The sequence below is a fragment of the Alloyangia pacifica genome (genome assembly GCF_900116195.1).
GTDB classification, from domain to species: Bacteria; Pseudomonadota; Alphaproteobacteria; order Rhodobacterales; family Rhodobacteraceae; genus Salipiger; species Salipiger pacificus.
Genome location: NZ_FOZW01000001.1, coordinates 550,525 through 562,635, shown reverse-complemented (window position 1 = coordinate 562,635; position 12,111 = coordinate 550,525). Strand labels below are relative to the sequence as shown.

The window sequence follows — 12,111 nt, the reverse complement described above, 5'->3', positions numbered from 1 at the left end:
CCATGCTGGCGCTGATCGCAGGGCAGGGCGATCTGCCTCTGGCGGTGATCGAGGCCCTTCCCGAACCGGCGCTGATCTGCGCCATGGAAAGCTCGCCGCCGGACCGGGTGGCGGCGGACCACCTGTTCCGGATCGAGAAGCTCGGCTCCTTCCTGCGCTGGCTCAAGGCGCAGGGGGTGACGCGGGTCTGCATGTGCGGCGCGGTGGGACGGCCCGAATTCAGGCTGTCTCGGCTCGACCTGCCGACGCTGCAGTTGATGCCGAAGATCCTGCGCGCCTTGAAGCGCGGCGATGACGGCGCGCTGCGCATCGTGATCGGGCTGCTCGAGGACGCGGGCTTGGAGGTGGTCGGCGCGCATGAGGCCGCGCCGACGCTGCTGCCGGAGACAGGTGTGCTGACCAAGGCCCGTCCCGGCGAGGAGGCGGCGCATATGGCGACCCTCGCCGACGCGGTGAGCCACCGACAGGGTCTCGAGGATCTGGGCCAGTGCTGCGTGATCTCGGGCAATCAGGTCGTTGCGCGCGAAGACGCGCGCGGCACCGATGCCATGCTGGGCGAGCTGCCGCCTGTACCGGGCGGCATCTTCTACAAGGCGCCGAAGCCGGGTCAGGAGCGCCGCGCCGACCTGCCGGTGATCGGCCCCAACACCGCCGTCGGCGCGATCCGCGCCGGGCTGGCGGGCATCGTCATCGAGGCGCAGGGCGTCATGGTGATCGACCGCGCGGCGGTCGTCGAAATGCTGGATGCCGCAGGGCTGTTCCTGTGGGTACGGGAGCGGGACGCATGAAAGTCTTCATCATCGCGGGCGAGCCTTCGGGTGACAAGCTGGGCGGCGCGCTCATGCAGGGGCTGAAGGCGCAGGTGCCGGACGTGAGCTTCGAGGGCATCGGCGGCGAGCGTATGCTCGAAGAGGGCCTGCAAAGCCTCTTTCCCATGGATGAGATCTCGATCATGGGCATCACCGAGATCCTGCGCCACTACGGCGCGCTGAAGGCCCGCATCCGCCAGACCGCCGAGGCGGTGGTGGCCGCAAAGCCGGACGTGCTGATCACCGTCGATCTGCCCGAGTTCTCGCTGCGCGTCGCGAAGTTGGTGAAGGAAAGCTCCGACATCCGCACCGTTCACTACGTCGCGCCAACGGTCTGGGCCTGGCGTCCAGGCCGGGCGGCGAAGATGGCGAAACACATCGACCAGGTGCTGGCGCTGCTGCCCTTCGAGCCGCCCTACATGGAAGCCGCCGGGATGCGCTGCGATTTCGTCGGCCACCCTGTCGTCACGGACCCGCAGGCAAGCCAGGCCGAGGAGGCGAGCTTCCGGCTGCGCCACGGCATCGGAGACGCGCCGCTCTGCCTGATCCTGCCCGGCTCGCGCCGCTCCGAGGTCTCGCGGCTCGGACCGGTCTTCGGCGAGGCGCTGGCCCGTATCCAGGAGGCCCGGCCCGATCTGCGCTACGTGCTTCCCATGGCGGCCCCCGTGGCGGACCTTGTCAAGCAAACCGTGGCGGGTTGGCCGATCGATCCGATCCTGCTCGACCCGCGCGACCAGGGCGAGGCGGGCAAGGCCGAGAAACGCGCCGCCTTTGCCGCCGCCGACGTGGCGCTGGCCGCCTCCGGGACAGTGGCGCTGGAATTGGCCGCGGCGAACACGCCCATGGTCATCGGCTACGACATGGGGTGGCTGTCGCGGCAGATCATCGGTCGGCTGATGCTGGTGGATTCGGTGAACCTGGTGAACCTCGTGGCCGAGAGCCGCACCGTACCCGAATATATCGGCGACAAGTGCCGCCCGGACCCAATCGCCGACGCGGTCCTGCGGGTGCTCGACGCGCCGCAAGAACAGACCCAGGCCATGCAGCTGACCATGGAGCGTCTCGGCAAGGGCGGCGCCGCGCCCGGGATGCGCGCCGCCGAGGCAGTGCTCGCGGGCATCCGCGAAAGCTGAGCCGTCCCCGCATCGGGCGGAGCAGTCGGGGAAGTCGACCTAGAACAGAAAAGCCCCGGCGCCTTGCGGCCCGGGGCTCTTTGTCTCGCGAGAGCTTTGCTGCCCTTACTGGCGCAGCGCGCTGGCCTCTGCGTATCCGGCGGTGAAGCCCGAGAGCGACATGTCCACCGTGACCTTCTGGTCGGGCGCGAGCGCCGGCACGATGGAGATCGTCGCGCCCTTGCCGGCCTTGAAGCGGTTCACGTCTTCCTCGGTGAAGCCGACGCGGGCGTAGCAGCCAACAGGCGTGCAGAAGGAGAAATCGTAGCGCTTCGCCTGGCCGCCATCGACGGCGATGGTCAGCTTCTGGGTGAGCAGCGTCTCGAGCGGCACGACGAAGGTGCCCCCGGCCACGACCTGGCCACCATTGGCGACACGGAACAGGCTCACCTCGGCGACGTTGTTGCCTTCGCCGTCCTGCAGAAGCTGGTACATCTGGCACGGATCTTCGACGTCGCTGCCCTCGGGCGCGCGCAGGCACTGAAGCTCCCACGCGCCATGCGTGGCCTTCACATAGGTTTCCGGCTTTTCCTGGCCGGGCGCGGCCGGTGCTTCACCGTCTGCGTCTTCGCCCAGCGACAGGCCGCCCGCGGCGATGCTGCCTTCGGGTTGCTCACTGCCTGTGGCTTCTTCGGTGGCGGGCGCATCGCTCGTGTCCGCTGCGTCCTGCGCATAGGCCGGCATCGCACCCAGCAGGGCGGCGAGCGGCAAAAGGCGCAGGATTTGGAGAGGTCTGGTCATGGGTCCCCCTGAACATTCATTCTTGCCTCACTGCCCGCTTAGCATGCACGTAAAGCGGTGTCAGTCCGGAATTCAAATGCTTCACGGGAATGGCAAAAAAGCGCGAAAGTCATTCATACGAAAGAGAAAAGGGACCGTAAGGTCCCCTTTCCCTTGCTCCCTGTCGGACCGGCCGACTTTGTCATTGACGAGACGCTACGAAACTCTTCACCACCGGTCAACAGGCTTTGCAACGGCAGGGCTACACTTTTGTGCAAAAGGCCGCGCCCGAAGCACGGACGCGGCAAGTCAGACAGGGAGGAAGTCAGTCCGAAGCAGGAGAGGACATGTTGCTCCGGACAAATTTGATACTGGCAGCAAAGAGTTAAGATAGTATGCTCGATCCCGGACGGCAGCGGAGGCACGCCATGACAGATGATGTTTTTGTAGGCGGCGGTGGCGAAGGCTATGGCGAAAAACAGTATCTTGGCCTGAAGTACGGCAACCGGCACGGTCTGGTCGCGGGGGCCACGGGCACCGGCAAGACCGTAACGCTGCAGATCCTCGCCGAGGGTTTCTCCGCCGCGGGGGTGCCGGTCTTCCTGTCGGACGTGAAGGGCGATCTCTCGGGTCTCGCCCGCGCCGGATCGGAAAGCGCCGAATTGCATGCGCCGTTTATGGAGCGCAATGGCAAGATCGGCTTCGACGATTTCACCTACGCGGGCTTTCCTGCGGTGTTCTGGGATCTCTTCGGCACAAAGGGCCATCCGGTGCGCACCACCGTCGCCGAGATGGGACCGCTGCTGCTGGCGCGCCTGCTCGAGCTGACCGAGGCGCAGGAGGGCATCCTCAACATCGCTTTCCGCCTGTCGGACGAGCAGGGCTTGCCACTGCTCGATCTCAAGGATTTGCAGGCGCTGCTGGTCTGGGTCGGGCAGAACGCCAAGGACCTGAGCCTGCGCTACGGAAATATCTCCTCTGCCTCTGTCGGGGCGATCCAGCGCCGGCTGCTGGTGCTAGAGAACCAAGGCGGCGCGCGCTTCTTCGGCGAGCCGGCGCTGGAGCTTTCGGACCTGATGCGCTGCGCGCCGGACGGGCGCGGCCATGTGAACATCCTCGCCGCCGACGCGCTGATGGGCGCACCGCGTCTCTACGCGACCTTTCTGCTCTGGCTGCTGTCGGAGCTATTCGAGGAGTTGCCCGAGGTCGGCGATCCCGACAAGCCCAAGCTGGTGTTCTTCTTCGACGAAGCACACCTGCTGTTCGACGATGCTCCCAAGGCACTGGTCGACAAGGTCGAGCAGGTGGCGCGCTTGATTCGATCCAAGGGCGTAGGGGTGTATTTCGTCACGCAGAACCCCGATGACATCCCAGAGGACATCCTCGGCCAGCTCGGCAACCGCGTGCAGCACGCGCTGCGTGCCTTCACCGCGCGCGACCGCAAGGCGCTGAAACAGGCCGCCGAGACCTATCGCGAGAATCCCGCCTTCGACACCGAGACGGCAATCCGCGAGGTTGGGACCGGCGAGGCGGTGACCTCCTTCCTGCAGAAGAAGGGCGTACCGGGGATCGTGCAGCGCACGCTGGTGCGCCCGCCGAGCTCGCAGCTCGGTCCGATCACCGATGCCGAGCGCACCGAGGTGATGGACGCCTCGCCGCTGAAGGGGAAATACGACACGCCGGTGGATCGCGAGTCTGCTCACGAGATGCTGCAAGCGCGGGCCGAAGCGGCGGCGACGGCGGCAGAAGAGGCCGAGAAGGCGGAGGATGTTCAGGCGGCGCTCGACGAGGAGATCCGTCAATACAACAAGGCCAGGCGCTACGACCCTACGCCACGCGCGCAGCCGCGAAAGAGCAGCACGAGCAAGTCCCGCAGCACCCGTTACAGCGCGCCCGACAGCATCGGCGAGGCGCTGGGGCAGGCGGTCTTGAAGGAGCTCTCCGGCACCACCGGCAAACGCCTGGTGCGCGGCATCCTCGGCAGCCTGTTCAAGGCCCGATAGGCCGTCGCGGCATGGGAATGTGGGTACAGATCACGCTGGGGACCGGACTGTTGTTCCTTTGCGCGGGACTCCAGCTCTGGATCATTGCCCGAGTGGCACCGCGGCTCCTCGGCGCCATCGCGCGGATCGAGGACAACAGCGGGCCGCTGCGTCTCTTTGCACTGATCTGCGGCGCTTTCGGCGCCATGGTGCTGGCGCACACGCTCCAGATCTGGCTCTGGGCGGCGAGCTTTCGAAATCTCGGGGCCTTCGAGACCTTGCCCGAGGCCTTCTATTTCGCCGTGGTGAGCTACACGACGCTGGGCTACGGCGATATCACGCTGGACGAGGGGCTGCGGATCTTCGGCACCTTCGCCGCGATCACCGGTCTGCTGACCTTCGGGGTGAGCACCGCCTTCCTGCTGGCGGTGCTGACGCGGCTGCATCCGGTCCTGGGCAACGAGCGCGAATAGGCGATGCCCCGGGATGGCGAAGCCGCCCCGAGGTCCCGGGTTCACCGGATATCTTCAGAGCGTGGGCCCGTTGCGACGGCTCGGACGGCCGCGCTCGGGATCAGAACCAGCTGTCCACCGTGCGCGAGGCGCGCGACACGTCCTGGCCGAAGCCGTCGATGGTGCCGCAGGCGGCGAGGGGGGCGGCCAGAAGGGCGAGAAGGAAAATGCGTTTCATGCTGTCTGCTCGTCGTTTGTTGGTCTTGTTGATCTTCGGATGGCTCAGTTCTTGTCGTCCCACCACCAGGCGTTGGGCTGCCAGTCGATCCAATCGCCGTAGACCGGCGTCGGCTCGGCGAAAGTTAGCTCCTTGGCGTGGGCGATCCAGCTCTGATTCCACTCGTATGTGGGGATGACATATCGGCCAGCGGTGAGCACCCGGTCAAGCGCATGGGTCGCGGCAAGGAAGTCTTCGCGGCTGGTGGCGGTCAGCAATTCCTCGATCAGTGCATCGACCGCTGGGCTCTTAACTCCCATGAGGTTGCGCGAGCCCTCCTGGTCGGCGGCGGCGCTGCCCCAGTAGAGACGCTGCTCGTTGCCCGGCGACAGCGAGATGCCGCGGCGGAACCAGGTCATGTCGAAATCGAAGGACGCGCTGCGGGCATTGAACTGCGCCGAATCCACCGTGTCGACGCGCACCTTGATGCCGAGCCGCTCCAGCGCCTGCACGTAGATGTCGATCATCGAGCCGGCCTCGGTCTCGCCCTGCGGCAGCACGATGTCGAACTGGAAGGGCTGGCCCTCTGGGGTCATCATCACCCCGTCCTGGACGGTGTAGCCGGCCTCTTCCATCAGCCCCATCGCCTTGCGCAGGCCCGAACGGTTGCGGGCCGAGCCGTCGCCTTCGGGCAGGGTGTAGCCGTCGAGCGTGCCGGGAAGGAGGCTGTCGGCGAAGGGCGCGAGCAGCTCCTCCACGCGGCCCGCCGCCGGCCCGGGCTTCATGGCGAGCTCTGAGTTGGAGAAATATGAGGTGATGCGCGGCTGTCGTCCGCCGGTCAACGTCTCGTTGATGTACTCGAAATTGAACAGCTGGATCATCGCCTCGCGCACGCGCCAGTCGTCGAAACCGGGGCGGCGGGTGTTCATCACGAAGCCGGTCATCCCCGAGGGGCGGCCGTGCGGGATCACCGATTTCACCACCTCGCCGCTCTCGATGGCGGGGAAGTCGTACTGGCTTTCCCACTTCTCGGAGTTGAACTCGCGGTTGGAGTTCAGAAGCCCCGCCTTGAAGGCCTCGAACATCGCGGTGCCGTCACCGAAGAACTCCATGCGCACCTCGTCGAGGTTGGCCTGGCCCTTCATGAAGGGCACGTCCTTGCCCCAGTAGTCGGGGTTTCGCTTGAGCGAGACGTACCGGCCGGCCTCGAAGCTGTCGACCACGTAGGGCGCGGTGGTGATCGGGATCACGTCGAGACCGGATGAGCCGAAGTCCTTGCCCTCCCACTGCGCCTTCTTGAGGATCGGGCGCATGCCGACGATCAACGCCAGCTCGCGATCGGCCACATTGAAGGTGAAGCGCAGGCTGTGCTCGCCGGTCTTCTCGATGCTCTCGATGCGGCTGTAACTGCCCTGGTAGCGCGGGTGGCCCTCCGTGCCGAGGGTCTCGAAGCTCCAGATCACGTCCTCGACCGTGACGGGGGTGCCATCGGAGAATTTCGCCTCGGGGCGCAGCGTGTATTCGACCCAGTCGCGCTCTGGCGAGGTCTCGACGGTTTCGCAGATCAGGCAATAGAGCGTGAAGGGCTCGTCCCAGCTCCGCCCCATGAGCGATTCATAAGCCAGAAAGCGCAGCTGCCAGGGCACGGTGCCCTTGAGGATATGCGGATTGAGGCTGTCGAAACTGCCGACTTCACCGGTGACAATGCGGCCCCCCTTGGGCGCATCCGGGTTCACATAGGGCAGGTGATCGAAGTCCGCGGGCAGGGCTGGCTCGCCGTACATGGCGATGCCGTGCATCGGCTCGGCGCTCGCGGCGAATCCCGAAAACAGCGCCAACGCGGTGAGCGCGGGCCGTACGGGAAAATATCTGAAATGAATCGCGGCCATTGGTGAAACCGTCCTGCTCTGCCCTTGTTTTCTTGGTTTTCGAGCCTACCGGGGCTTTTACGTCTTTTCAAACTTTTAGGTTGGACTCCGGCAGCAAAGCGCGTATAAAGAATTCACTGCTCGATAGGTTTCTTGCCTGTATGAAACCTGCCTCAATGACTGAACGCCGGCCTTGTGCCGGCGTTTTTTTTGGCTTTGCGCTGCCTTCCGGAGGTATCCAGCCCCGCATCGCCGCCAAAATTCGAGATCCCGGCCAGCCAAGTGAGACGTTTTCGCGCCCGAATTGCGTCTGCAATTGCATCGCTGCGCGACAGAAGATGTAGGCGTTTCCGCCAGTGTGCGACGGTGCGCCGAGCCATACAGGGGAGCGTGCCGCTTGCCTAGGGGGGCAGGCCGGGTAGACCCCTACGAATCCGTGATGACGTTGCGAACACGGGCTTGCAGCTTCGCGCGGGATGACAGAGCAATGGCACAGGAGGGGAACCGGGAGGCATGGTGGCCCCGTTCCCCATGGAGGCGGCCTGCCATATCGGTGCCGCAAGAATCGAGGAGTTATCGCATGTCACTCAAGGGCAAGACGGCCGTCGTCACCGGATCGAACTCGGGCATCGGGCTCGGCGTCGCACGCGAACTGGCGCGGGCAGGGGCGTCGGTCGTGCTCAATTCCTTCACCGACCGCGATGAAGATCACCAGCTGGCCTCCGACATGGCCAAGGAGTTCGGCGTGGAGGTACGGTACATCCAGGCCGACATGTCCAAGGGCGACGAGTGCCGCGCGCTGATCGAGAAGGCCGGCGCCTGCGATATCCTGGTAAACAACGCCGGTATCCAGCACGTCTCGCCAATCGACGAGTTCCCGGTGGAGAAATGGGACGCGATCATCGCGATCAACCTCAATTCCGCCTTCCACACCACCGCCGCGGCGCTGCCGATGATGCGCAAGGCGGGCTGGGGCCGGGTGGTCAACGTCGCCTCGGCGCACGGGCTGACCGCCTCGCCGTTCAAGTCGGCCTATGTCGCTGCCAAGCACGGCATCGTCGGCATGACCAAGACCGTGGCGCTGGAGACGGCGAAGGAGCAGATCACCTGCAACGCGATCTGCCCCGGCTACGTGAAGACCCCGCTGGTCGAGGCGCAGATCCCCGACACCGCGGCCAAGTACAACATGTCCGAGGAAGAGGTGATCGAGAAGGTCATCCTCGAGCGCCAGCCCTCCAAGGAGTTTGCCACCACCGAGCAGATCGGCGGCACGGCGGTCTTCCTGTGCTCGGACGCGGCGGCACAGATCACCGGCACGACGATCTCGGTCGACGGCGGCTGGACCGCGCTTTGATCCGCAAATGACCCGGCGGCGGGGACACTTCGGCGTGAGCCGGGTGTTCCCGCCCATGCTCTCTATTGATCGGGAAGCCGCGTGAACATATCATGAACACATGGCAAGAATGACTCTCGATCAGAAGCTCGCAGTTCTTTCGGACGCGGCAAAATACGATGCCTCCTGCGCCTCGAGCGGGGGGCAGCGGCGCGACTCCCGGGATGGCAAGGGGATCGGCTCGACCACCGGCTCTGGGATCTGCCACGCCTATGCGCCGGACGGGCGCTGCATCAGCCTGCTGAAGATCCTGATGACGAATTTCTGCATCTACGACTGCGCCTATTGCGTAAACCGGGTGAGCAGCAACGTGACGCGCGCCCGCTTTTCGCCAGAAGAGGTCGTGACGCTGACACTGGAGTTCTACCGCCGCAACTACATCGAGGGGCTGTTCCTGTCCTCGGGCATCATCCGCAGCCCCGACGAGACCATGGCCGACATGGTGCGCATCGCCCGGATGCTGCGCACCGAACATCATTTCCGCGGCTACATCCACCTCAAGACCATCCCCGACGCGGCGCCCGAGCTGATCGAGGAGGCGGGGCTCTACGCCGACCGTCTGTCGATCAACGTCGAACTGCCCACCGACCGCGCGGTGAAGGATTACGCCCCCGAGAAGGACCCCGCGCAAATCCGCCGCGCCATGGCCGATGTCCGGCTCAAGCGTGAAGCGGGCAAGGAGCGCAGTTTCACCGGAAAGCGCCCGCCGCGCTTCGCTCCTGCCGGTCAATCGACGCAGATGATCGTCGGCGCCGACGGGGCGGACGACACCACGATCCTGCGTACCTCCACGCGTCTCTACTCGGGCTACAAGCTGCGGCGGGTCTACTACTCGGCCTTCTCGCCGATCCCCGATGCTTCGGCCGCGCTGCCGCTCATCAAACCGCCGTTGATGCGCGAACACCGGCTCTACCAAGCCGACTGGCTGCTGCGGTTCTACGGCTTCGAGGTCGACGAGATCGCCTCGGCGACAAGCGGCGGAAACCTCGACCTCGAGGTCGACCCAAAGCTCGCCTGGGCGCTGGCCAACCGGCATCTCTTTCCGCTCGACGTGAACCGCGCCGAGCGTGAGATGCTGCTGCGCGTTCCGGGGCTCGGTACCAAGACCGTCGGCCGGATCCTCTCGACCCGTCGCCACCGGACGCTGCGCTACGAGGACCTGCGGCGCATGGGGGCGAACCTCAAGCAGGCCAAGCCCTTCATCACGCTGCTCGACTGGCGCCCGCGTGCGTTGAGCGATGTTGCCGACCTGCGCGCCCGATTTGCGCCGCCGCCCGAGCAGCTCGCGCTCTTCTGATGCGCCGCGTCGAACTGCCTGAGATCGGGACTTTCGAGGCCTGGCGCGACGAGGCCCGGGCGCTGCTTGGGGCAGGGGTGCCGCCCGAGGAGCTGCTCTGGCAGCGCGGGCAGGGCGATGGCGACCTCTTTGCCGAGGCGCTGCCGCCCGTCGGAGGCGCAGCGGTGTCGGTGCCGCGCGGCTTTGTCGACCTTGCGCGTCTGGTCGTCTGGCATCGTGACCCGGAACGCTTCGCCCGCCTCTACGCGATGCTTTGGGCGCTGCGTCGGGACAGGCGCCTGCTGGAAGACCGCGGCGATCCGCGCGTCGAGAAACTGACGCGCATGGCCAAGGAGGTGAGCCGCGACCGGCACAAGATGACCGCCTTCGTCCGCTTCCGCGAGATCGGGCAGCCGGGCGCGAACCGGCGCAGCTTCGCCGCCTGGTTCGAGCCGACCCACCACATCCTCGAGCTGACCGCACCGTTTTTCGTCAAGCGCTTCGGAGACATGGACTGGGCGATCTTCACCCCCGACCTTTCAGCGCATTTCGAAGGGGGCGCGCTGCGCTTTGCCACGGGTGCCACCCGTCCCGACCTGCCCGAGGACGCGACCGAGGAACTCTGGCGGACCTATTTCCGCAATATCTTCAACCCTGCGCGGGTGAAGTTGAAGGCGATGCAGGCCGAGATGCCGAAGAAGTACTGGCACAACATGCCCGAGACGCGGCTGATCCCCGAAATGGTCGCCACCGCGCAGGCACGGGCCCGCGAAATGGCAGAGGCGGCGCCGACGCTGGCTCCCAAGCGGGCCGAACGCATCACCGCGCGGCTGCGCGATGGTCCGGCCGAACGAAGCCACCCCGCAAGCGGCGAACTGACAGACCTTAGCACGGGGCTCTCCGGCTGCCGCCGCTGCCCGCTCTGGCAGGACGCGACGCAGCCGGTCCCCGGCGAAGGCCCACAGGACGCGGCGCTGATGATCGTCGGCGAACAGCCCGGTGACCGCGAGGATCTCGAGGGGCGGCCCTTCGTCGGTCCGGCTGGGCAGCTTTTCGACGCCGTGGCGGCACGCGCCGGGCTTGACCGGCGCGCCGCCTATGTCACGAACGCGGTGAAGCACTTCAAGTTCGCCCCGCGCGGCAAGCGGCGGATCCACCAGGCGCCGAACCGGGGTGAAGTGCAACACTGCCGCTGGTGGCTCGATCTCGAGCGCCGCGCGGTGAAACCGAAACTGATCCTCGCCATGGGCGCGACGGCCGTGGAAAGCCTGACCGGCGACCGGCGCGGGCTTACCGCGCGGCGCGGCGGGATCGAACGGACGCAAGACGGCACGCCGGTGCTCATCACCCTCCATCCGTCCTACCTGCTGCGCCTGCCGCAGACCGAGCGGGCGGCGGCTGAAGCGCTCTTCGAAAGCGACCTGCGCAGGGCCGTGCAGATGCTGGGCGCGATCAACGCAGGCCCGGGCGCGGATGCTCCAGCCGGGTGATCCCGGGCCGTGGCATCACCCGGCGCGGCGCACCGCTTCGACCTTGGGCGCGTCGCCCGGCTTTTCAGGCGGGTAGACGAGACCTGCAGAGATCACAAGCTTGGCCGCGTCCTCGATGCTCATGTCGAGCTCCACCACATCCTCGGCCGGAAAGTAGAGCAGGAAGCCCGAAGTCGGATTCGGCGTCGTCGGCACGAAGACCGAGATCAGCTCGCCCATCACGTCCGAGCGCGCGAGGATCTCGCCCTTGGCCTGCGTCGAGATGAAGCCGATCGCCCAGATGCCCTTGCGCGGGTATTGCACCATGCAGGCCTTCTCGAAGCTGCGCTCGGACTGGGCAAAGACCGTTTCGGCGATCTGCTTGATGCCCGAGTAGATCGAGCGCACCACCGGGGTGCGGTCCACCAGCGTCTCGGCGAAGCGGATCATCGAGCGGCCGATCAGGCCCTTGGCGATCCAGCCGACGAGAATGGTGAAGACGAGGAAGAAGATCACGCCCACGCCGCGCAGGTTGATCCCGATGTATTCCTCGGGATTGAAGCGCTGCGGCACCAGCGGCAGCACGAAGCCATCGACCCAGCCGAAGAGGGTCCAGATCAACCAGATCGTCAGGCCGACCGGGGCGATGACCACCAGCCCGGTCAGAAAGCTCGCCCGGAGCTTTGCAAAGATACCGGGGCGGCGGGGCTTGTCGTCGAAGGGGGTGTTCATTCTTGTTCCGGAGAAAGAGGT

11 protein-coding genes are annotated in these 12,111 nt (G+C 66.0%); 7 read left to right on the top strand and 4 right to left on the bottom strand.

Going from position 1 to position 12,111, the window contains the following annotated elements:
* Positions 1–2 precede the first annotated feature (2 nt).
* Both BM397_RS02755 and lpxB read left to right on the top strand, forming a co-directional pair.
* Positions 3–788 (top strand): LpxI family protein, encoded by a 786-nt coding sequence (locus tag BM397_RS02755; RefSeq protein WP_092421445.1) that lies wholly within the window; start codon positions 3–5, stop codon positions 786–788.
* Positions 785–1,942 (top strand): lipid-A-disaccharide synthase, encoded by a 1,158-nt coding sequence (lpxB, locus tag BM397_RS02750; RefSeq protein ID WP_092421442.1) that lies wholly within the window; start codon positions 785–787, stop codon positions 1,940–1,942. The genes BM397_RS02755 and lpxB overlap by 4 nt, the downstream gene beginning before the upstream one ends.
* 105 nt (positions 1,943–2,047) lie before the next feature.
* Here the strand turns inward: lpxB and BM397_RS02745 are convergent, their stop codons facing one another.
* On the bottom strand, positions 2,048–2,722 hold the full coding sequence (locus BM397_RS02745; RefSeq protein WP_092421439.1) for an invasion associated locus B family protein: 675 nt from the start codon (positions 2,720–2,722) through the stop codon (positions 2,048–2,050).
* A gap of 407 nt (positions 2,723–3,129) precedes the next feature.
* On the opposite strand from BM397_RS02745, the gene BM397_RS02740 reads away from it, so the two are divergent.
* Both BM397_RS02740 and BM397_RS02735 read left to right on the top strand, forming a co-directional pair.
* On the top strand, positions 3,130–4,704 hold the full coding sequence (locus BM397_RS02740; RefSeq protein WP_092421435.1) for a helicase HerA-like domain-containing protein: 1,575 nt from the start codon (positions 3,130–3,132) through the stop codon (positions 4,702–4,704).
* Between the two features lie 11 nt (positions 4,705–4,715).
* Complete coding sequence (locus tag BM397_RS02735; protein WP_092421432.1) at positions 4,716–5,156, top strand: potassium channel family protein; 441 nt, start codon at positions 4,716–4,718, stop codon at positions 5,154–5,156.
* Positions 5,157–5,256: 100 nt separating this feature from the next.
* On the opposite strand, the gene BM397_RS02730 is transcribed toward BM397_RS02735, so the two are convergent.
* Positions 5,257–5,373, bottom strand: a complete 117-nt coding sequence (locus BM397_RS02730; RefSeq protein WP_092421429.1) for a lipoprotein — start codon at positions 5,371–5,373, stop codon at positions 5,257–5,259.
* A gap of 44 nt (positions 5,374–5,417) precedes the next feature.
* The gene (locus BM397_RS02725) at positions 5,418–7,241 is read right to left on the bottom strand and encodes an extracellular solute-binding protein (RefSeq protein WP_092421426.1); all 1,824 of its coding nucleotides are present in this window, start codon (positions 7,239–7,241) and stop codon (positions 5,418–5,420) included.
* A gap of 559 nt (positions 7,242–7,800) precedes the next feature.
* Here BM397_RS02725 and BM397_RS02720 point away from each other — a divergent pair.
* The 3 genes from BM397_RS02720 to BM397_RS02710 all read left to right on the top strand — a co-directional run bounded on the left by BM397_RS02720 (position 7,801) and on the right by BM397_RS02710 (position 11,379).
* The gene (locus BM397_RS02720; RefSeq protein ID WP_092421423.1) at positions 7,801–8,574 is read left to right on the top strand and encodes a 3-hydroxybutyrate dehydrogenase; all 774 of its coding nucleotides are present in this window, start codon (positions 7,801–7,803) and stop codon (positions 8,572–8,574) included.
* A gap of 100 nt (positions 8,575–8,674) precedes the next feature.
* A complete protein-coding gene (locus tag BM397_RS02715) occupies positions 8,675–9,910 on the top strand; it encodes a putative DNA modification/repair radical SAM protein (protein WP_092421419.1) in 1,236 nt (411 codons plus the stop codon).
* The gene (locus tag BM397_RS02710; protein ID WP_092421416.1) at positions 9,910–11,379 is read left to right on the top strand and encodes a UdgX family uracil-DNA binding protein; all 1,470 of its coding nucleotides are present in this window, start codon (positions 9,910–9,912) and stop codon (positions 11,377–11,379) included. The genes BM397_RS02715 and BM397_RS02710 overlap by 1 nt, the downstream gene beginning before the upstream one ends.
* A 15-nt stretch (positions 11,380–11,394) precedes the next feature.
* Here the strand turns inward: BM397_RS02710 and BM397_RS02705 are convergent, their stop codons facing one another.
* Positions 11,395–12,090: a DUF502 domain-containing protein gene (locus BM397_RS02705; protein ID WP_092421413.1), complete on the bottom strand. Its 696-nt coding sequence runs from the start codon at positions 12,088–12,090 to the stop codon at positions 11,395–11,397.
* Positions 12,091–12,111: the final 21 nt, after the last annotated feature.